Here is a 21,458-nt window from a genome sequence, read left to right on the forward strand (position 1 = left end):
TCTATCATGCTGTTGATCTCCTCTATCCTTCCAAGGATCTCTTTGAACCTCTTTGTGATCTCTTCTCCCTTCACCGCTATCTCATCAACACTCTCGAACATTTCTTTTGACCCTTCCTCCACGTGCCCTATCGTCCCCCTCAAACTGCTCAGCATCTTCGCTATGTCTTCTGTTGCTCTCTGACTTTCTTCTGCAAGTTTTCTGATCTCATCCGCAACCACTGCAAATCCCCTTCCTGCCTCTCCTGCCCTTGCCGCCTCTATCGCTGCGTTCAGTGCAAGAAGGTTTGTCTGCTCTGCTATCGAGCTGATCGTGTCCACTATCTCCCCTATCGTCTTTGCTGACTCTACAAGTTCTTTCAGGTAGTCCCTCTGTTTCTCCGTTGAACTCTTCAGCTTCTCTATCACACGATTTACCCCTTCTACGCTCTCTGTTCCTTCTCTTGCCGCTTTCGTCACTGCTTCTGACCTTTCCGTCAGATCCTGGGTGATCTTTGAGATGTTCTGTGCACTCGCTGCCACTTCCTCTACCCCACTCGTCACTTCTGTGAGTGCACTGCTCATGTTGTTCGCCTCGTCCAGTATTTTCTTTGCCTCCTCATGAAGGTTCTCTGCCGATCTGTGGCTCTCTTCTGAGAGGGTTTTTATCTCTTCTGATGCCTCACTCAACTGTTTCGATGCCTCTATGATGTTTGTGATCATCTCTTTCAAGGAAGCTGCTGCTTCTTCCAAGCTCTCTTCTACCTGGGTGAGTTCATCTTTTCCTTTCGCCTCAAACTCTACCGTCAGATCCCCTTCTCCAAATCTCTTCACCCTCTCTACCTGCTGTTTCATCCTCTTCACTATCGGCATCATCGAAATAAACAACACCCCAAAAATTACGCCACCAAACACCACGTACGTCACTATCGTTCCAAAGGTCGCTTTCCTTCCTTCTGAAAGTAGTTCGCTCAGGTATCCTGTCGAGAAGATGTAAAAGTCGTATCCAGGTACTTTTGCCCAAACTGTGTATTTCTTCTCTCCGTCGTATTCGTACTCTACGTACCTTTCTCCTCCACTCTTTGCTTCATTGAACGCTTTCTCGAATTCCCCAAGTTCTTTCACGTCTTTCATGAAGTTTCCCATGTCTTTGTGAATCAGTACTTTCCCATCCCCCAACACGAGTATGCCGTAGCCGCTTTTGCTCGCTTTCCCCTCTTCTACTATAGTGCGCCAAAGATCAGAATTTTCTGAAAGATTTACACCAAAACCCACGATACCTGTTCTTGTGTTCATCGTTTCTATGGGAACTACCACAACCAGAACGGGTGTTCCCTGGAAGGTTTCTGGTATTAAAACAATGTCTTTACCCTCAACAGCTTTTATGTATTTTTCGTACTTGGAAAAGTTCTCTCGATTAACCAGGTTTCCATCTGTCAGAGCTGCGCTTTTGTTAAAGGACAATGCAGAGAATGCAAAAGAAAAAGTGCTTTTTTCTTTCTCAACGGTTGATTTTAACTGATTCGTAATCATAAATGCTTCGAAGAACTGTGAACCAAGATAAACGGCCGCAGATCGTGTCACATTTGACACGTTGTTTAATTTCTCTGAAACAAACTTTGCCAAAGCGCTAGTTTGATTTTCCACATTGACTCTAACAGAGTTGATAATCGATCTGGATACATCTTTGTAAATGAGAGAAAAACTAATGAGGAATCCCAGTATTACGACTACAATCAAAAACAACACTTTCGCTTTGAGAGACACGTTTTTCGCCTCCCTCCTTCAGAGTTTTCATAATCAGTACTTCAAACCACCTGTCATTATTCCTCTCATGAAAAGTCTTTGGAAGAGGAGGAAGATAATCAAGGTTGGGATAATGGTCAAAGTAGAGAAGGCAAGGATGGTGTTCCATTCTGCTCCCCCATATTCTTCCTGTATCGTAGCAAGTGCCAGCTGTAAGGTGTACAAACTTCTTTTGTTAACAACTAGAAGTGGCAGAACAAAATCATTCCATCTCCACGTGAAAGAGAAAATGGAAAGAGCAGCCACCAAAGGCTTTGAAAGTGGAAAGACGATCCTCCAGAAGATCTGCCACTCGTTAGCACCATCTATCTTTGCACTTTCCAAAAGTTCGTCGGGTATGTCTTTCATATACTGGACAGCCATGAACATACCAGTTGGAGTGTAAACGGCAGGAATGATCAACCCCCAGAGACTGTTTATCAAACCCAAGCTCCTGATCACAACGAACAGAGGAACCATTATCACCTGAGCACTTACAAACATGGTCATTGTGAAGAGACGATTCACAGGTCTGTTACCCCAGAAAGTTCCCTTTGCAAGGCCGTATCCGGTCATTACACACACGAGGACAGTAATAACTGTTGCTACAGTGGCAACAAACAGGGTATTTCTCAAATACGTCAGGAGATCGTAATCTTCCACAACGTTAATGTAACCTTCGAGGGAAGGATTCTTAGGAAAAATGGTGGGTGGATAGTTATAAATCTCTCCCAACGGCTTGAAGGATGAAACAACAGCGTAGAATACTGGAAGCATGAATACTACTAGCATGAATACTATGAAAATCCATTTTATAATACTTGCAATCATCTTCGTCCCTCCTGATTGATTATGATCTTGATTCTCTAAATTTGAGGGTTATCATCGCTACAGCGAACGCAATGAAGAAATACACTATGGAAGCAGCATAAGAATACCCTATCCTGAATTGCGTAAATGCAGTCTGATATATGTAAAGGGGTATTATGGTTGTGGCGTATCCGGGCCCTCCTGTGGTGAGTACATACACCCCCGCAAAACTTCTGAGTGTATGAGCAATTGCTGTCATGAGGACTAAAAGATTTGTATTGCTCATGGTAGGAAATACTACGTACCAGAATCTCTGCCATCTGTTTGCACCGTCTATCATAGCGGCTTCAATATAATCTTGGGGAACGTTTTGAAGGCCAGTGATGAACATAACCATCAAGAGTCCTGTCATACCCCAGGTTCGCAGCAAAGCAATTGAAAACAGAGCAGGGAAAGGTTTTATCAACCAAGGCACGGGCGAAAGACCTATTGTTCTCAGAATATGATTCAGCAATCCTATGTCGTAGGATAAAAGCCACTTCCACATGGTTGTTCCAGCTACAGCGGGCATCATGTATGGCCAATAGAAGAAGGCACGGAGTATTTTTGAAGAAGTATTTTCTTTGTACAAGCACAGAGCAAGAGCAAGTGATACGAAGAATTGCATAGGAATTGCGAGGAGAAGAAGTTTTATAGAAACCCATACAGAATTCCAGAACCACTTGTCACGAAGAAGCATTTTGAAATTTTCCAGTCCAACAAATCTGGGAGGGCTCAAAAGATTCCATTTGAAAAAGCCCATCACAAAAACACTGGCAACAGGTATAGCGACAAATATTATAAGAAATATCAATCCTGGCAACACGAACACAAATCTTGTTCTAACAAGACTTCGAAGCATCTATACTCCTCCTTCAGTTTCTCATTTCGCTTTCTTTTTTTTAATTGATGCGGGGGATGCCCCCCCGCTATGAAGTTTTACTTTTTAATACCCAGCTCTTCGATTATTCTTTCGTATTCTGCTCTAATGTTCTTCAGAGCTGTCTGAAGATCCTGCTGACCAGCTATTACCAGGGATATCTGTTTCCTCAGAGGATCATAGATCTTGCTCCAAACAGGATTAGCCCTGACTGTTACGATCCACTCAGGAGCGTTTGCAGCTAGGTATCCAAATACTTTCTGGACATGGTCCATTATTGGTATACCGTAGTCTACTTTGTGACCTTTGTAAGCGGAGAGATGTAAAGTTGTCTTCAGATAGATGTCGTATCCTTCACCCTTCCAGCCAGCCCAGAGAGCGAATTTTGCTGCTTCTTCTTCCTTCTTCTTATCTCCTGTCTTGAAGACACCGAAGAATCTTCCACCCTCAACTCCGAAACAATACTCATCCTTTGGAAGGTACGCAGGTTCGAATCTTTTGCCTCCACTCTCCGCAGCTTCAAGCGCATCAGCTGTCTCCCAGCTACCAGCCCAGTAAACAGCCGTGACCCCTCCGTAGAAATCGTTGTCAGCTGATTGACCACTGATCCATTCAGCGGGTACAAAAAGGTTTTCTTTGAAGAGATTTACAAAATCTTCGAGGGCTTTGATAGCTTTGGGATCCTTGTCGAGAACAAGATTCAAATCCTCATCCAGAACCTTAGCACCTCTTATTGCCAGGTAGTTGGCTATTCTTTCTGCTGAGTACTGAATGGACATAGCGTAAGGCAGGTTGTTCGCTTCTTTCACCTTCCTCAGAACATCAACGAATTCTTCCCATGTCCATGGTTCTTTTCTACCGCCGAACGGTGGAAATGGTATTCCTGCTTTTTCGAAGTAGTCAACGTTTACCCAAAGCCCCTGTACTGTGAAATGTAGAGGAACGTACTTGATTTTACCGTTTTCATCTTTGATGTAAGGCTTCACAACATCGTAGAGGGCATCTTCGAACTCTTTTGGTGTGATACCAAGATACTTCTCAATGTAGGGATCCAGATCGATGAGGTACTTTCTGAGATCAGGTGCAAATGGATAGGTGATGGTCATCAGGTCAGGTACATCACCACTCATGACAGCGAGTGATATCTTTTGCATGTAAGCTGAGTAAGAGATATCGATGAGTTCAAAATCAACATCGGGATTCAGTTTTTTGTACTCGGCGATAAGTGCTTCTAACCCTTTTCTTTCTGTTCCTCCACCACAATAGATTGTGAGTTTCACAGCACTGACCAGTGCAGGTACTAAGAGAAGAGCGATCAGGAAAACAACTGCAAACTTCCGCATAACTCTCCCCTCCTAACATAGGATTTTGATGTCTGATGCTTCAAAGGGATTTTATCATCAAGTTTTCATCCATGTCAAGTTCGATTAACTTAGAATACAGTCAATTGTGGATGTTTAAGGACAATTATAGGTGATTATTGAGCGTGTTCTTTCGAAACCAAATATTGACTCAAGTGGAAAAAATGTAGTAACATTACAGACGTGCATATTTGAAACATCAAATATCTAAAGAGGAGGGATGTCCATGAGGATCGTTCGGTTTGTTTCACTGGTGATGCTTCTTGTTGCTGCGGTAGCACTTTTTGGATCTGTAAAAGCTTCTCTCAGTGACAAACCGGTGGGATTTGCATCTGTTCCGACACCAGATTTGCCGGAGGGTACCACGGGAGGATTTGGTGGCGAGATCGTTTTTGTTAAAACGGCGGAAGAACTTGAGAAATACGCAACATCAGAAGGAAAATATGTCATAGTCATTGATGGAGCGATCGTTTTTGAACCAAAGAGGGAGATCAAAGTTCTTTCAGATAAGACAATCGTTGGTATAAACGACGCAAAAATAATAGGAGGAGGGCTGGTTATAAAAAATGCACATAATGTAATCATAAGAAACATTCATTTCGAAGGATTTTACATGGAAGACGATCCACGGGGTAAAAAGTACGATTTTGATTACATCAACGTAGAAAATTCTCATCACGTCTGGATCGATCACTGTACTTTTGTGAATGGAAACGATGGAGCCATAGATATCAAGAAGTTTTCAAATTACATAACAGTTTCCTGGAACAAATTCGTGGATCACGACAAGGTATCACTCGTTGGCTCTTCCGACAAGGAAGACCCAGAACAGGCCGGTCAGGCCTATAAGGTCACCTATCACCACAACTACTTCAAAAACTGCATTCAGAGAATGCCGAGAATCAGATTTGGAATGGCGCACGTGTTCAACAACTTCTACAGTATGGGATTGAGAACGGGTGTTTCTGGAAACGTCTTTCCCATTTACGGCGTGGCTTCAGCAATGGGAGCGAAGGTTCATGTTGAAGGAAACTACTTCATGGGATATGGTGCTGTCATGGCAGAAGCCGGTATTGCGTTCCTTCCCACCAGAATCATGGGGCCTGTGGAAGGTTATCTGACACTGGGTGAGGGCGACGCGAAGAATGAATATTATTACTGCAAAGAACCTGAAGTCCGCCCAGTTGAGGAAGGGAAGCCTGCTTTTGATCCGCACGAATACTACGATTACACACTTGATCCGGTCAGTGAAGTTCCAAAGATAGTAGTGGAAGGATCAGGAGCAGGGAAACTGGTGTTTGAAGATCTCATGTCTTCTAAATGACTTCTCCGGGTGGGAATTCCCACCCGGAAATCATCAATTTGAAGGGAGGTTTTCTCATGAAACGGTTCGTGTTCGTCTTTGTTGCACTTCTTGTTCTTCAAATTCTTGTGATGGGTTTTGGTCTCAAGGAGATCAAACCGGGGGAATATTACAACCTTTCCGACTATGAACGTCTGACAGGGAAGAGGATCACGAAGTTCAACGAGGCTCCCATGTTGAAAGAGATGGTCGAGAAGGGATTGTTACCACCTGTTGAAGAAAGACTTCCGAAAAACCCCCTTGTTGTGACTCCCGTAAAAGAGATCGGACAGTACGGTGGCACATGGAGGAGAGCCTGGTACGGTTTTTCTGACAAATGGGGACCAAACAAGATCTGCTTTGAGTATCCAATATTCAGAAGTAATGCATGGAAGTGAACTTGTGCCGAATGTCTTTGAAAGTATGATAGTGTCACCAGATGGAAGGTCCTTTACTTTCAAAATTAGAGAAGGGTTGAAGTGGTCTGATGGAGTTCCTGTCACAACAGAAGATGTCAGATTCTGGTACGAAGACATACTTTTGAACGAGGAAATAACACCATCTATATCTGCCGATTTGAGATCTGGGGGAGAGGTTTTCAAACTGGAGATAGTGGACGACTATACTTTCAGAATGATCTTCAAAGAACCAAATATGGTACTGCCCTGGAGGATAACTAAATCCTGGGTGGCCGGAACGAGTTTCGTCGTTCCTTCTCACTATATCAAGCAGTTTCATCCAAAGTATGTAGGAAAAGAAAAGGCCCAGCAGATAGCAAAAGAAAACGGTTTTGATAACTGGTGGCAGTTTGTTCAGGCAAGATGTCTGAACAGTGATTCTTGGTTGAGGAACCCTGATCTTCCGGTTCTTTTCCCATGGAAGCTGTCCAGAAGAACCACAGACACTATGCTAGTTCTTGAGAGAAATCCGTACTACTTCAAAATCGATCCAGAAGGTAATCAGCTCCCCTACATCGATGAAATAGTTCACTACCTCGTTCAGAACTCTCAAATGCTTGTCTTCAAAGCGATAACCGGAGAGGTAGATATGCAGGGCAGGAATCTATCTGTAGCGGATCTTCAACTGTTGCTAGCTAATCAGGAAAAAGGAGGATACAGAGTCATTTTCGAAAAACAAGGTATAGGAAGTGATGTCACTCTCTGGTTCAACCAGAATTACGAAGAGGATGAAATACTTGCGTCTATTCTCAGGGACGTGCGATTCAGGCAGGCTATTTCTCTTGCGATCAACAGGGAAGAAATATGGCAGCTTGTGTACCACGGACTTGGAGAACCGCGTCAGGCATCTCTAATCAAAGGAGTGAAATACTACGATCCTGAATGGGAAAAAGCATTCGCAGAGTACGACCCTGAAAGAGCCAATAAACTCCTCGATGAATTAGAGAAAAAATTAGAAATATGAATTATGGTAAACTATACCTGAAACATCAAACATCTTAGGGGAGTGATGAATTTGAAGGCACACGCCATGGTGCTGGAACGTTTCAACCATCCCCTTGTTTACAGAGAATTCGAGATAACTGAGATTCCACCTGGATCTGTCTTCGTTGAAATCCTCTCTGCCGGTGTATGTGGCTCGGATGTTCACATGTTCCACGGAGAAGATCCCAGAATTCCCCTTCCTATCATACTGGGACACGAAGGTGCAGGAAGAGTTGTTGAGGTGAACGGTGAAAAGAAAGACCTCAACGGAGAGTCGATAAAACCTGGTGATCTGATCGTATGGAACAGAGGAATCACCTGTGGAGAGTGTTTCTGGTGTAAAGTGTCAAAAGAGCCCTACCTGTGTCCAAACAGGAAGGTTTACGGAATAAACATGGGAAGCTCTGAGTATCCTCACCTCAGAGGGTGTTACAGCTCTCACATAGTACTCGATCCAAAGACGGATATTTTGAAGGTATCAGAAAAAGATGACCTCGATGTTTTAGCTATGGCTATGTGTTCTGGTGCAACAGCGTACCATGCTTTCGATGAATATCCAGAAAACTTTGCTGGGAAGACAGTGGTGATACAGGGTGCAGGACCTCTAGGATTGTTCGCCGTTGTCATAGCACGATCTTTTGGGGCAGAGAAAGTGGTGGTGATCGCCGGATCGCCGAACAGATTGAGAATTGCAGAAGAGATCGGAGCAGACATCACGCTGAACAGAAGAGAAACAACTGTTGAAGAGAGAAGAAAAATCGTCATGGACATCACACATGGAAGAGGAGCAGATTTTGTTCTGGAGGCAACAGGAGACAGCAGAGCCCTTTTGGAAGGAGCGGAACTTTTGAGAAGAGGGGGATACTACGCCGTGGCAGGTGTTGCCGTTCCGCAGGATCCTGTGCCACTGAAGGTTTACGAATGGCTTGTTTTAAAAAATGCAACGTTCAAGGGTGTGTGGGTGAGTGACACATCTCACTTTATGAAGACAGTATCGATCGCTTCCAGAAACTACAACCTTCTTTCTAAGCTCATCACTCACAAACTTCCTCTGAAAGAGGCAAACAGAGCATTGGAACTCATGGAATCGAGGGAAGCATTGAAGGTAATACTCTATCCGGAGGGATGAGAATGCTGGAGAAGGCAAAAAGAGTTGAAGAAGAAATTTTGAATCACGTGAAGGAACCAGAAATTCCAGACCGAGTGGTTGAAATCACCGAGTTTGGAGCAATCGGTGACGGAAAGGCCGACTGTACTGAGAGTTTCAGAAAAGCCATAGAATTCCTCTCAGAACAGGGTGGAGGAAGACTCGTGGTTCCCCACGGGGTGTTTCTGACAGGGCCCATTCACCTGAAAAGCAACATAGAGCTTCATGTTCTGGGGACGATAAAGTTCATCTCGGATCCGAAAAGATATCTTCCCGTTGTTCTGACACGGTTTGAAGGGATAGAATTGTACAACTACTCTCCATTGATTTACGCTCTGGACTGTGAAAACGTTGCGATCACCGGAAGTGGTGTGCTGGATGGTTCTGCAGACAACGAACACTGGTGGCCATGGAAGGGAAAAAAAGAATTTGGCTGGAAGGAAGGAACTCCCAGTCAAAATGAAGATGTGAAAAAGTTGAAAGAGATGGCAGAAAAAGGAACTCCCGTTGAAGAGAGGATCTTTGGTGAAGGACATTACCTGAGACCGAGTTTCATCCAGTTTTACAGGTGCAGAAACGTTCTGATGAAGGGTGTAAAAGTCGTCAACTCTCCTATGTGGTGTGTACATCCGGTTCTTTCTGAGAATGTGATCATCAGAGGCATAGAGATTTCGAGCACGGGCCCGAACAACGATGGGATCGATCCCGAATCCTGTAGGTACGTGCTCATAGAGAACTGCAGATTCGATACGGGAGACGACTCTGTGGTCATCAAGTCCGGAAGAGATGCGGATGGAAGGCGTATAAACGTCCCATCAGAGTATATCCTTGTTCGAAACAACATCGTACTGAGTCAGGCAAGTCATGGAGGTCTGGTCATAGGAAGCGAGATGTCCGGTGGAGTGAAAAACGTGGTGGCAAGAAACAACGTTTACATGAACGTGGAAAGAGCACTCAGATTGAAAACAAACTCCAGACGTGGTGGATACATGGAAAACATCTTTTTTGTTGATAACGTGGTGATAGACGTTTCAGAGGAAGTGATCAGGATAAACCTCAGGTACGACAACGAAGAGGGTGAGTATCCCCCTGTTGTCAGGAACGTTTTTGTGAAGAATTTAAAAGCGACCGGTGGAAAGTACGCGATTCGTGTGGAAGGACTGGAGAACGACTTTGTAAAAGACGTTATGATATCTGATACTATAATAGAGGGAGCAAAGATTTCTGTTCTTCTGGAATTCGGGCAGATAGGCATGGAAAACGTAACCATAAACGGATCACGGTTCGAAAAACTCTATCTGGAAGGAAAGGCACTGTTGAAATGAAATGGAGGTGGTACCTGTGAAATCCAGTATTGGCCTTATAGGTCTTGCAGTGATGGGACAGAATCTTGCCTTAAACATCGCAAGAAAAGGTTATAAAGTCTCTGTCTTCAACAGAACAGCCCAGAGAACAGAAGAGTTCGTGAAAAATCATGTGAAGGACGAAGAAATAGAGCCTCACTACGACATAAAAGAGTTTGTAGAATCCCTTGAGAGGCCAAGAAAGATCATTCTGATGGTGAAAGCAGGAAAACCCGTCGACGATACTATTTCCCAGCTTCTTTCTTATCTTGAACCGGGAGATCTGATTGTAGATGGTGGGAATTCACATTATCTGGACACAGAAAGACGCTTTAAAGATCTCACAGAGAAAGGATTTCTTTTTCTTGGAATGGGTGTTTCGGGTGGTGAATATGGAGCCCTCCATGGGCCTTCTCTCATGCCTGGTGGAAGTAAAGAAGCGTACAGCCTGGTCGAAGATATTCTCCTGAAGATCGCTGCAAAGACGGAAGATGGTCCCTGCTGCACCTACGTTGGGGAAAGATCCGCCGGGCACTTCGTGAAGATGGTTCACAACGGAATAGAATATGCCATCATGCAGGCGATAGCAGAGATATATCACATCATGAGAGATGTCCTGAACCTTTCCGCCGATGAGATGGCCAGTATCTTCAAAGAGTGGAACTCTGGAGAACTCAATTCCTTCCTTGTGGAGATCACCTACAAGATCCTGAAAAGAAAAGATGAAGAAACAGGAAAACCGATGGTCGATGTGATACTGGACAGGGCAGAACAAAAGGGAACTGGAAAATGGACTTCTCAGGCAGCCCTGGATCTTGGAATTCCCACTCCCTCCATAAACATGGCGGTGGTTGAAAGGGTGATTTCCCACTTCAAAGAGGAAAGAACAAGACTTTCAAAACTGTATAATAAGAGAAGAAGAGTTCTTCAAAAAAGCAAGGAATTTCTGAAAGATCTCAGAGACTCTCTCTTTTTTGCCATGCTTACAGCCTTTTCTCAGGGTATGTGGTTGATCTCAGAAGCGTCAAAGGAGTTCAACTACAACGTGGACCTTTCTGAAGTACTCAGAATATGGAAAGGAGGATGTATCATAAGAGCGAAGTTGATAGACACGCTGAGAAGGTACATATCGGACGAGAATGCATATTTGCTGGAAAACGAGGAAGTAATCTCTTTGTTGAAGGAACGAATAGATTCTCTGAAAAATGTCTTGAAGGTGTCCATAGAAAATGAAATTCCTGTTCCCGTTTTGAGTTCTGCTTACAGCTACTTCGTGAGTCTAACGGAGGAAAGGCTCCCAGCGAATCTCATTCAGGCTCAAAGGGATTTCTTCGGAGCACACACGTTTGAGAGAGTGGATAAAGATGGTGTGTTCCACATCAACTGGGAGGAAGGAGAGATAGAATGAAAAAGATCGAAGTAGACCTTGTGAGAACGAAGGTCTACAGTCTTCTCAAAGAGATGATACTGAACCATGAGTTGAAACTCGGAGAAAAACTCAACGTGAGAGAACTCTCTGAGAAACTGGGAATCAGTTTCACACCGGTGAGGGATGCACTCCTTCAACTTGCAACGGAAGGTCTTGTGAAGGTGGTGCCGAGGGTTGGTTTCTTTGTTACCGACGTTGACGAGAAATTCATAAGAGAGACGATAGAGACAAGGATCATGATGGAGGTTTTCTGTCTTGAGAACTACTTCGAAAGAATCGCTTCCTCTGAGGAACTCTTGAAGATAAAAGAAGAGATAGAAAACGTTGAAAGCAGTCTGAAAAGGGACCTGTTCGACGATTCCGATGAAAGACTTCACAAACTCTTCATTAAAGCCTCCGGGAACGATCTCATCATTTCTCTTTACGAAAAAATATGGGACCGCATCGATCTAGTAAGACACCTGAACGAAAGGTACATCGTCTCAAATAGAGAACACAAAGAACTCATAGAGAGTATCCTGCGTGGTGACAAAGAAGAAGCAGTTGAGAAACTGAAGGAGCATCTGAGAAACGTGGAGGAGGAGACGATAAGAAATCTGTACACGTACGAGAAGGGGTGAGGGTATGTCTTTGAAGGTGTTCAAAGATCATTTTGGAAGAGGATATGAAGTTTACGAAGGTTCTTATAGAGAAAAAGAAGGATTCTCCTTCTTTCTGGTAAAAGGAGAAGAAGGGAAAGTATTGGTAATCTCAGGTGAAAAGGTACCGGAAGGTGCTTCGTTCTTCAAAAAGCATCATGTGGATGAAAAGACGTTTTTCTTCTGTGAGAAGAGCCACGAAAATCTGGAGATCCTGAGAAAACACTTTCCCGATCTGAAACCCACCCGAGCAGGATTGAGGGCGTCCTTTGGAACCGGTGACAGGCTCGGAATCACTACACCTGCCCATGTGAGGGCACTGAGAGGTTCTGGTCTGTTTCCTGTTTTTGCCCAGCAGTCTGTGAGAGAAAATGAAAGAACAGGAAGAACCTGGAGAGATGTACTCGATGACGCAACCTGGGGAGTGTTCCAGGAGGGGTACACAGAAGGATTTGGAGCGGATGCAGACCATGTGAAAAATCCTGAAGATCTTGTCGCAGCAGCAAAAGAAGGCTTTTCCATGTTCACGATCGATCCTTCGGATCACGTGAGGAACCTTTCAAAACTCAGTGAAAGAGAAAAGAACGAGATGTTCGAGGAAATACTGAAAAAAGAGCGCATAGACAGGATTTACCTTGGGAAGAGGTACACCATCCTTGGTGAAAGACTGGAGTTCGACGAGAAAAGTCTGAGGGATGCTGCCCTGGTGTACTACGATGCGATCACCCACGTGGATATGATGTATCAAATTTTGAAAGAGGAGATCTCGGACTTCGATTTTGAGGTTTCCGTTGACGAGACAGAAACACCTACCAGTCCGCTGTTTCACATATTCGTTGTGGAAGAACTCAGAAGACGGGGTGTGGAATTCACCAACCTCGCTTTGAGGTTCATCGGTGAGTGGGAAAAAGGTATCGATTACAAAGGAGATCTCGGCTTGTTCGAGAAGGAAATCAAAATGCACGCTGAAATTTCGAGGATGTTCGAGGGCTACAAGTTGTCTTTACACTCCGGAAGCGACAAGTTCTCCGTGTATCCAGCCTTCTCTTCTGCGACGGACGGTCTTTTCCATGTGAAGACGGCGGGAACGAGCTATCTTGAGGCGATAAAGGTGATCTCGATGGTCAGCCCTGCTCTCTTTCGTGAAATCTACAGATGTGCCCTCGAGCACTTTGAAGAGGACAGAAAGTCCTATCACATATCCGCCGATCTTTCAAAAGTTCCGGATGTGGAGAAGGTGGAGGATGAAGACCTGCCAGCGCTTTTTGAGGACACCAACGTGAGACAGCTGATTCACGTCACCTACGGTTCTGTCCTCAAAGATAAATCCCTGAAGGAAAGGATATTCGAAGCCCTCGATCGAAACGAAAAACTCTTCTACGAAACGGTAGAAAGTCACATAAAAAGGCACGTGGATCTTTTGAGGGGTGATTGAGGTGTTCGATCTCAAGGGAAGGGTTGCCCTTGTGACTGGCGGTTCTCGGGGTCTTGGATTTGGTATCGCTCAGGGACTGGCAGAGGCCGGTTGCTCGGTGATCGTTGCAAGCAGAAACTTTTCAGAAGCCTCAGAAGCAGCACAGAGACTGAAGAGGGATTACGAAGTAGAGGCGATGCCCCTCCGGTGCGACGTGTCAAATTACGAAGAAGTGAAAAACCTGATGAATACCATTGAAAAAGAGTTAGGAAAACTCGATGTGGTGGTCAACGCGGCGGGAATAAACAGAAGACACCCGGCGGAGGAGTTTCCCATAGATGAGTTCAGACAGGTGATAGAGGTGAACCTTTTTGGAACCTATTATGTGTGCAGAGAGGCCTTTCGGCTCCTCAGAAAATCCGATAATCCTTCGATCATAAACATTGGATCCCTCACCGTTGAAGAGGTCACAATGCCAAACATCGCTGCGTACGCTGCATCGAAGGGAGGAGTCGCCTCTCTAACGAAGGCCCTGGCGAAAGAGTGGGGAAAGTACGGTATCCGGGTGAACGCCATCGCCCCTGGCTGGTACAGAACAAAGATGACAGAGGCGGTCTTCAGCGATCCCGAGAAACTGGACTACATGCTGAGGAGAATTCCTCTCGGCAGAACGGGTGTTCCGGAGGATCTGAAAGGAGTGGCCGTTTTTCTTGCTTCCGAAGAGGCGCGGTATGTGACGGGACAGATCATCTTCGTGGACGGTGGATGGACCGCAAATTGAAGGAGTGAGAGCATGACGGTGTATCTGGAAGGAAATCCACTGACCGAGGAAAAGATAAAGGAAGGCCTTGCAAAACTTGTGAGCGACCTTGGAAGGGCGAAAAAGGCCCTGGTTGTTCACACGGATTATACCCGTGTGGATTTCACCCATCTGATCGCAAAAAATCTCTACAGGTTCCTCCTGGAGAAGGGTTTAGAAGAATTCCATACGCTCAACGCGAGTGGTACGCACAGGGCGATGAAGGTGGAAGAGTTTGAAAAGAAACTGGGTATCTCAAGAGACGAAAAAGGAGTGTTTTTCCACAACCACGAGTTCTTCAATCCAGAAGCCCTGGCGTTTGTTGGAACGCTTCCTTCCGATTTTGTCTCCGAGATGACAGAAGGGGATCTGGAAGAGGAGATACCGATAAAAGTGAACAGAATGCTCTTTGAGGATTTCGATGCGATCTTTTTCATAAACGGCACCGTCCCTCACGAATCAACGGGATTTTCGGGAGGGTTGAAGATCGTCATTCCTGGTGTTGCCAGTACGGAGGTGGTGGATACCTTCCACTGGGCGGCGGTACTCATGGGTATTCCAAAGCTCATAGGTACGGTGGATAACCCCGCGCGGAAGATCATAAACAGGGCGTCGGAGATGATCTTCCAGAAGATCAAAGCAAGATCCTTCACCCTGAACATGGTGTACGAGGAAGAAGAAGAGGTGATTCCAAGAGCGCTCTACATAGACGAGGGATTCGAGGGTTTTCTGAGGGCGTACGAGAAAGCGTGTGAACTCAGCGCTCAACTCCACGTGAAATACATAGACAGGCCCCTCAAAAGAGCCGTTCAGGTTATAGGAGAAGAATACGACGAGGTCTGGACCGCCGGAAAGGGTTCTTATAAACTCCAAAGGCCCGGTGTGATGGCAAAGGGAGGCCAGATAATCATTTACGCACCTCATATAAAGAGATTTCACTCCAATCCTCAGATGGACAGATGGATCAGGGAGATAGGATATCACTGCAAAGACTACGTGAAGTGGTATCTGAAAAAGCATCCTGACTTCAACAAAAACGTTGCAGCTCACGTGATCAACGTGAGGGGAGCAGGAACGTTCGATCCAGAAACAGGAAAGGAGGAGTTCGAGTTCGATGTGATTCTGGCTACCTCCATTCCCGAAGATGCATGCAAGGCGGTGAACCTGGGCTACATGGACCCCTTGAAGATAAGGAAAGAAGATTTCATGAACGAGGATTCCCTCTGGATAGTTCCCGGTGGAAAATATCTCTACGATCTGAGGGAGAGGAGAAGATGATAGCGGCCATAGACATTGGAACAGAGAGCGCTCGTTTGATGTTCAAAACTGACGGTGAGTGGAAAGTCCTGAAAAAGTCCTACAGGATCTTTTTCCCATCTCTCGAAGCGGTGGAGCAGGATCCAGAGGAAATCTTGGCAGCCGTCTATGACCTTTTGAAGCAGATTCCAAAAAAGGAAGATGTTCTGTACGTTGGAATGAGTTCTGTGTTTCACAGTATAGTGGGTCTCGATGAAGATTTCAACCCGGTAACGCCCCTTCTCAACTGGGCGGATAGGAGGTCCTATCACGAAAAGGAAGAACTCGAAAAGAAATACGGGACCAGGTTCTTCTACGAAAGAACGGCCTGCCCGCTTCATCCGATGTACTGGCCTTCGAAGATCCTATGGATGAAGAAGAACTCAGATTCAAAGAAGTTCTGTTCCATAAAGGCCTTCATAGTCAACAAACTGACGGGAGAGTTCGTGGAGGAGCTTTCCCTTGCTTCCGGAACTGGAATGATAAACATCCACTCCCTCGAGTGGGACGACGAAATCCTTGAGATCGTGGGGGTGAAGAAAGAAAACCTGCCAGAACTCATGTCACCCTACACTCAGTTGAAAGCGAAAGAAGATGTAGCGAAAGAACTCGGTTTCAAGGAAGTCTATCTGGTCCTCGGTGGAGGAGACGGAGTAATGACGAACGTTGGACTGAACGCTATGAGTCCAGATTCTGCCACCGTAACGATCGGAACAAGCGGTGCGTTTCGTGTGGTTCTGAACAGATCCGTGATAGATCGGGAAGGCATCTCCACGTGGTGCTATCTGATCGATGAGAAAAACTATGTTCTTGGTGGTGCGATAAACAACGGCGGAATCGTGCTGATGTGGCTGAAAGATGTTATGAAGTTCGACAGTTACGACGAGATCATAGAGGAGGCAAAGAAGTCTTCGATCGGGGCAAGCGGTCTTGTTTTCCTTCCCTTCCTCAACGGTGAAAGGGCACCACACTGGAGAGAAAGGTACAGGGGTGTTCTGGTGGGACTTGCTTCATCTCACAGAAGAAGCGATATCGCCAGGGCGGCGCTTGAGGGGATCTGTTTCAGAATAAAAGACATATACAACGCGGTGAAGAGGGTGGGGAATGTGGATCCTGTTCGGATCGTTGCAACGGGAGGCTTCACCAGTTCGCCTTACTGGGTTCAGCTCCTTGCGGATGTTCTGGGAAAGGATATCGCGGTCACAAACGTGGAGAATCCTTCCGCCTTCGGTGCCTATGTAATGGCGCTGAAGTCTCTTGGAGAGAGCGTAGAAGAATTCCTTGAAAAGGAAGTACGTGTGGAGCAGGTTTTTCGCTGTGATCCCGAAAGAAACGAAAAATACGAAAAACTCTACGATGATTACAGACTTCTCTACGAAAAACTTGTGGACTATTTCTACAGGGAGTAACCAAGACCGGTCATCTTCTTCAGATCCAGTTTCTTCGCTATCTCATCGATCGGAACGTTCTTTTCCCGAGAGAGAATTTCCAGGGTCTTTCCGATATCCCAGTTTGCCCTCTTCACCGCTTCTGAGACGGCCTCGTAACCGAACATCTTTATCAGCGGTGTGAGGTTCGACACAGAACGTGAAAGGTTTTCCTCACAGCGCTTTTCGTTTGCCTTTATGTTCACCATGTATTCTGCTAGGGATCGACAGGCGTTTGCGAGAAGTGTGAGGGACTTGAGTGTGAGATGGACTATGAGGGGGGCGAACTGGTTGAGTTCGAGGTTTCCGAGGGCACATGCGTGGTTCAGTACCGTGTCGTGACCGAAGACCATGTGGCAGAGTTGCATCACATACTCGGGAACAACCGGATTCACCTTTCCTGGCATAATGGAACTTCCCGCCTGAACAGCCGGCAGAATGAGTTCACCTATCGCCGTGTTTGGCCCACTTCCAAGGAGCCTGATATCGTTTGAGATCTTGTAGAGATTCACCGCAAGAGATTTTAGAAGGCCGTGAATCTCCGCAAAGACATCCCAGTTTTGGGTTGCGTCTATGAGGTTTTCCGCCTTGGCGATCTTCACCTTCGTTACTTCTCTCACTTTTTCCACGATCTTCAGGATGTAATCTTTCGGTGCCCCAACTCCCGTTCCGATGGCCGTCCCCCCGATGTTCACGCTTCTTATTCTCTCTTCGACTTTGTGGAGCCTCCATCTGTCCCTTGCGAGGGCATCGGCGAAGGCGCCGAACTCCTGCCCAAGCATGATCGGTGGGCCATCCATGAGCTGGGTTCTTCCCGGCTTTCTGATGGAGTAGAACTCCTTCTCTTTCTCCTGGATCTTCTCCTGAAGATTTATCACCGTTTCTATGAGTTTTCTCAGTTTCACGATGGTGGCGATCTTCGCACTCGTTGGAAAGGTGTCGTTCGTTGACTGGTGCAGGTTCACGTGATCTATAGGATCGACGAGGTACTCTCCTTTCTTTCCACCGAGTATCTCCGTTGCCCTGTTTGCTATCACTTCGTTTATGTTCATGTTTATCGACGTTCCAGCCCCACCCGAGAGGGGATCCACCAGAACGTGTTCTTTCAACGTTTTCCACTCATCGCACGCCTTTACAATGGCGTTTCCTATTCGTTCGTCCAGGTAGCCGAGTTCGGTGTTGAGAAGAGCGCAGGCTTTTTTCACCATGAAGTACGCCCAGATGAACGTCTCGTCGAGCCTTTCGCCAGTTGGCGGAAAGTTCATCAAGGCTCGCCTGGTGTGTATTCCATAGTAAGCGTCGTCTTCTATCTCCAGTTCTCCGAGATAGTCTCTTTCTTTTCTCAAACTCTCACTTCCTCCCTGAAAGGACGGATCGCCCGCTCGAGGACTCCGTGAAGGTAAGAGATGGTCACACCGTAGTTCGTCATCGGTATACCGAGCCTTTTTGCCATCCTCACCCTTCTCATCATCGCTGAGCGGTTCAGGACACATCCACCACAGTGGATGATGAGTTTTGCGTTTTCTATTTCTTCAAGATCAGGAAAGTCTTTTCCGGCTATGACCTTGAAGTTGAGCTGCGCTCCCGTGTGGTTCACAAGCCATCTTGGAATCTTCACCCTTCCGATGTCTTCGGTAAGAGGTCTGTGGGTGCAACCTTCCATGATCACAACCGTGTCGCCATCTCTCAACTCTTCTATCTTCTTCACACTCTCAACGAAGTAAGAAAGATCGCCACGGTAGCGCGATTCCACGATCGAGAAGGTGGTGAGTTCCACATCATCCGGGATATCGGAGACGACCTTCATCACGGCTTGAGAATCTGTGATCACAAGTTTCGGTTTCATTCCGATGTTCTCCATCACATACCTGAGTTCTCTTTCCTTTACAACAAGGGCAATGGCTTCCCTGTCCAGAGTCTCTCTTATTGCGTGTACTTGTGGCATGATGAGCCTTCCCTTGGGTGCTCCAAGGTCTATGGGAACAACAAGAATCACGAGGTCACCGCCGTCTATCAGATCGCCGAGATATGGAATCTCCTCGTCGTCTGGAAGGATCTCAGAGAGGACTTTTCCTATACCTTCAAAGCCTTCCTTTCGAAGTGCCGAGACAAGAATCACCCTTGCTTTGTATCGATCCTCGTACAGTCTTTTCAGTTCCATGGCTTTTTCTTTCAGAACATCGATTTTGTTTATCACGACCACGAAAGGGATTTCCATCTCTTTGAAGAGATTTGCAACGTCGTCTTCATATGGAGTTGGTGCGCTGTCTGTCACAAGAATCCCACAGTCTGCCCTGTAAAACACCCTTCTTGCTCTTTCTACCCTGAGCCTTCCAAGTTCACCCACGTCGTCGAGCCCGGGGGTGTCCACAAGAGTGACGGGACCTATGGGATGAAGTTCCATGGATTTGTAAACGGGATCGGTCGTCGTTCCCGCGTAGTTGCTCACGATGGACACATTCTGGCCGACGAGGGCGTTCATGAAAGAGGATTTCCCGACGTTTCTTCTTCCAGCAACAACGATGTATCTTCTAAAGCCGGCATCTGGTAGTCTCACACTATCACCTCATATAAAGAAAAATCCCCTTCGCGCGACCGAAGGGGTATTCCCCCTCGGTGTCGGATACCCTCCACCTCAGGTGGAATGGGACTTTTCAAGTTAATTTTATCACAAATTAGTCCTTCTGTTCCAGATACTCTCTGTACCCAATTTCTTCGAGTTTTCTTGCCTTTTCCAGAACTTCTTGTTTCATTCTCTCCTTGTATTCCTTCACCTTCTTTGCGATCTCCGGATACTTGATCCCCAGAATGGACGCTGCGAGTATTCCCGCGTTTTTTGCGTTGTTTATGGCGACGGTGGCAACGGGAACTCCCCCCGGCATCTGAACGATGGATAAAAGAGAGTCAAGACCGTTCAGTGTGGAGGTCTTCACGGGAACACCTATCACGGGAAGGTGAGTGATGCTTGCCACCATTCCAGGAAGGTGCGCTGCTCCCCCTGCTCCTGCGATGATGATCTCTATACCGCGTTCTTCGGCACTCTTTGCGTACTCGAACATGCGATCTGGAGTTCTGTGGGCGGAAACGATCGTGACCTCGTAGTCTATCCCGAACTCTTCGAGGATCTCCGCTGCCTGTTTCATCACAGGAAGGTCAGAATCGCTTCCCATGATGATTCCTACCTTTGGCACATCGCTCCCTCCTCTGATACAACCCTCAGGATCTTTTTTGCCTTCAGTGCCTTCTCGAGGGCCTTTTCCACGCTGTCATCGACCACGGTGAAGTGTCCCATCTTCCTGTACGGCCTTGTCTCTTTTTTTCCATAGAAGTGAAGGGAAAGGCCTTCTATGGCCAGAGCCTCTTCAAGACCCACAAGAGCAGGCTTTCCGTAATGACCCTTTTCGCCGAGCAGGTTCACCATCACGGCGGGGGCGAGAAGTTTTGTCGAGCCAAGCGGCAGATTCATAATGGACCTTATGTGCTGTTCGAACTGGCTTGTTACGCACGCTTCTATGGTGTAATGGCCGGAGTTGTGCGGGCGTGGTGCGATCTCGTTGACGAGGATCTCACCCTGTTTTGTGAGGAACATCTCGATGCCAAAGATTCCAACACCTTCAAGGGCTTCCACGACACCCACAGCGATGTCTCTTGCGATCCTTGACTCTCTCTCATCTATTTTGGCAGGTGCTATCACCGTATCACATATGTTCACATCTTCGTCGAAGTACATCTCCACCACAGGATAGCACGCAATCTCTCCCTTTTCGTTTCTCGCCACCATGACGGCGAGTTCCTTTTCTATCTCAACGAATTCCTCGAGGTAGGTCTCACCACCCAGGGCGTTTTCGAGATCTCCTTCGTTTTTTATGATGAACACACCTCTTCCGTCGTATCCTCCTCTTCTTGCCTTTTGAACAGCGGGAAAACCAAAGTCCCTAACATCGCTTTCTAAATTCCTCACCAGTTTGTATCTGGGAACGGGGATGCCTTTTTTTCTCAAAAACTCTTTCTGAGCAAACTTGTCCTGTATGATCTCAAGAATGTATGGAGAAGGGTGTATCCTGTAGCCTTCATCGTAGAGTCTTTTCAATGTTTGAACGTCTATGTGTTCAAGATCGTAAGTGATGACGTCTGAATTTTTCACCAGTTCTTCTATCTTCTCTGAATCGAAAAATCCTGCGACTATCTGCTCGTCTGCAACCTGGCCAGCGGGGCTCCCCGGAGTGGGATCGAGCACGATCACATAAAACCCCATATTCTTTGCTTCCAGGGTCATCATCTTTCCGAGTTGGCCACCGCCGATGATGCCGATCTTTTTCATCGACTTC

The 21,458-nt window shown here is 46.3% G+C and carries 19 protein-coding genes; 11 read left to right on the forward strand and 8 right to left on the reverse strand.

From position 1 onward, the window contains the following. The 4 genes from AS006_RS02875 to AS006_RS02890 form a co-directional block, all read right to left on the reverse strand. Window positions 1–1,745, reverse strand: a 1,745-nt coding sequence (locus tag AS006_RS02875; protein WP_101512879.1) for a methyl-accepting chemotaxis protein, incomplete at its 3' end; no start/stop codon positions are given. A gap of 33 nt (window positions 1,746–1,778) precedes the next feature. Next, window positions 1,779–2,594: a carbohydrate ABC transporter permease gene (locus AS006_RS02880; RefSeq protein WP_101512880.1), complete on the reverse strand. Its 816-nt coding sequence runs from the start codon at window positions 2,592–2,594 to the stop codon at window positions 1,779–1,781. Window positions 2,595–2,613: 19 nt separating this feature from the next. Next, window positions 2,614–3,474, reverse strand: a complete 861-nt coding sequence (locus AS006_RS02885) for a carbohydrate ABC transporter permease (RefSeq protein ID WP_101512881.1) — start codon at window positions 3,472–3,474, stop codon at window positions 2,614–2,616. A gap of 77 nt (window positions 3,475–3,551) precedes the next feature. Further along, a complete protein-coding gene (locus tag AS006_RS02890) occupies window positions 3,552–4,835 on the reverse strand; it encodes an ABC transporter substrate-binding protein (protein ID WP_101512882.1) in 1,284 nt (427 codons plus the stop codon). Window positions 4,836–5,073: 238 nt separating this feature from the next. Between AS006_RS02890 and pelA the strand changes: the two genes are divergently transcribed. The 11 genes from pelA to AS006_RS02940 are packed head-to-tail and all read left to right on the forward strand — an operon-like array spanning window position 5,074 to window position 17,112. Next, complete coding sequence (gene pelA / locus AS006_RS02895) at window positions 5,074–6,177, forward strand: pectate trisaccharide-lyase (RefSeq protein WP_101512883.1); 1,104 nt, start codon at window positions 5,074–5,076, stop codon at window positions 6,175–6,177. Between the two features lie 56 nt (window positions 6,178–6,233). Then, window positions 6,234–6,593, forward strand: a complete 360-nt coding sequence (locus AS006_RS09560) for a hypothetical protein (RefSeq protein ID WP_233185611.1) — start codon at window positions 6,234–6,236, stop codon at window positions 6,591–6,593. Between the two features lie 4 nt (window positions 6,594–6,597). After that, window positions 6,598–7,617 (forward strand): ABC transporter substrate-binding protein, encoded by a 1,020-nt coding sequence (locus AS006_RS02900; protein WP_233185612.1) that lies wholly within the window; start codon window positions 6,598–6,600, stop codon window positions 7,615–7,617. 45 nt (window positions 7,618–7,662) lie between these two features. Then, complete coding sequence (locus AS006_RS02905; protein WP_199167320.1) at window positions 7,663–8,766, forward strand: zinc-binding dehydrogenase; 1,104 nt, start codon at window positions 7,663–7,665, stop codon at window positions 8,764–8,766. Continuing rightward, a complete protein-coding gene (locus AS006_RS02910) occupies window positions 8,763–10,109 on the forward strand; it encodes a glycoside hydrolase family 28 protein (RefSeq protein WP_101512885.1) in 1,347 nt (448 codons plus the stop codon). Before AS006_RS02905 ends, AS006_RS02910 begins: the two co-directional genes overlap by 4 nt. 16 nt (window positions 10,110–10,125) lie before the next feature. Continuing rightward, entirely contained in the window at window positions 10,126–11,535 is a 1,410-nt protein-coding gene (gene gndA, locus AS006_RS02915; protein WP_101512886.1) for an NADP-dependent phosphogluconate dehydrogenase, read from the forward strand. Continuing rightward, window positions 11,532–12,176, forward strand: coding sequence for a GntR family transcriptional regulator (locus tag AS006_RS02920; RefSeq protein WP_101512887.1), 645 nt, complete (start codon window positions 11,532–11,534; stop codon window positions 12,174–12,176). Before gndA ends, AS006_RS02920 begins: the two co-directional genes overlap by 4 nt. A gap of 4 nt (window positions 12,177–12,180) precedes the next feature. Next, entirely contained in the window at window positions 12,181–13,629 is a 1,449-nt protein-coding gene (locus AS006_RS02925) for a tagaturonate epimerase family protein (RefSeq protein ID WP_101512888.1), read from the forward strand. Window position 13,630: 1 nt separating this feature from the next. Further along, window positions 13,631–14,389, forward strand: coding sequence for an SDR family oxidoreductase (locus tag AS006_RS02930; RefSeq protein ID WP_199167322.1), 759 nt, complete (start codon window positions 13,631–13,633; stop codon window positions 14,387–14,389). Between the two features lie 12 nt (window positions 14,390–14,401). Beyond that, window positions 14,402–15,685, forward strand: coding sequence for a lactate racemase domain-containing protein (locus AS006_RS02935; RefSeq protein WP_101512890.1), 1,284 nt, complete (start codon window positions 14,402–14,404; stop codon window positions 15,683–15,685). Continuing rightward, window positions 15,682–17,112, forward strand: coding sequence for a gluconokinase (locus AS006_RS02940; protein ID WP_101512891.1), 1,431 nt, complete (start codon window positions 15,682–15,684; stop codon window positions 17,110–17,112). Before AS006_RS02935 ends, AS006_RS02940 begins: the two co-directional genes overlap by 4 nt. Here AS006_RS02940 and AS006_RS02945 read toward each other — a convergent pair. The 4 genes from AS006_RS02945 to purK all read right to left on the reverse strand — a co-directional run bounded on the left by AS006_RS02945 (window position 17,100) and on the right by purK (window position 21,451). Next, complete coding sequence (locus AS006_RS02945; protein WP_101512892.1) at window positions 17,100–18,476, reverse strand: aspartate ammonia-lyase; 1,377 nt, start codon at window positions 18,474–18,476, stop codon at window positions 17,100–17,102. The genes AS006_RS02940 and AS006_RS02945 overlap by 13 nt on opposite strands. Further along, entirely contained in the window at window positions 18,473–19,687 is a 1,215-nt protein-coding gene (hydF, locus tag AS006_RS02950; protein WP_101512893.1) for a [FeFe] hydrogenase H-cluster maturation GTPase HydF, read from the reverse strand. Before hydF ends, AS006_RS02945 begins: the two co-directional genes overlap by 4 nt. A gap of 118 nt (window positions 19,688–19,805) precedes the next feature. Further along, window positions 19,806–20,321, reverse strand: a complete 516-nt coding sequence (gene purE, locus AS006_RS02955; protein WP_101512894.1) for a 5-(carboxyamino)imidazole ribonucleotide mutase — start codon at window positions 20,319–20,321, stop codon at window positions 19,806–19,808. Next, the gene (gene purK / locus AS006_RS02960; RefSeq protein ID WP_101512895.1) at window positions 20,309–21,451 is read right to left on the reverse strand and encodes a 5-(carboxyamino)imidazole ribonucleotide synthase; all 1,143 of its coding nucleotides are present in this window, start codon (window positions 21,449–21,451) and stop codon (window positions 20,309–20,311) included. Before purK ends, purE begins: the two co-directional genes overlap by 13 nt. Window positions 21,452–21,458: the final 7 nt, after the last annotated feature.

The organism is Thermotoga sp. SG1 (genome assembly GCF_002865985.1).
Classification (GTDB): Bacteria; Thermotogota; Thermotogae; order Thermotogales; family Thermotogaceae; genus Thermotoga.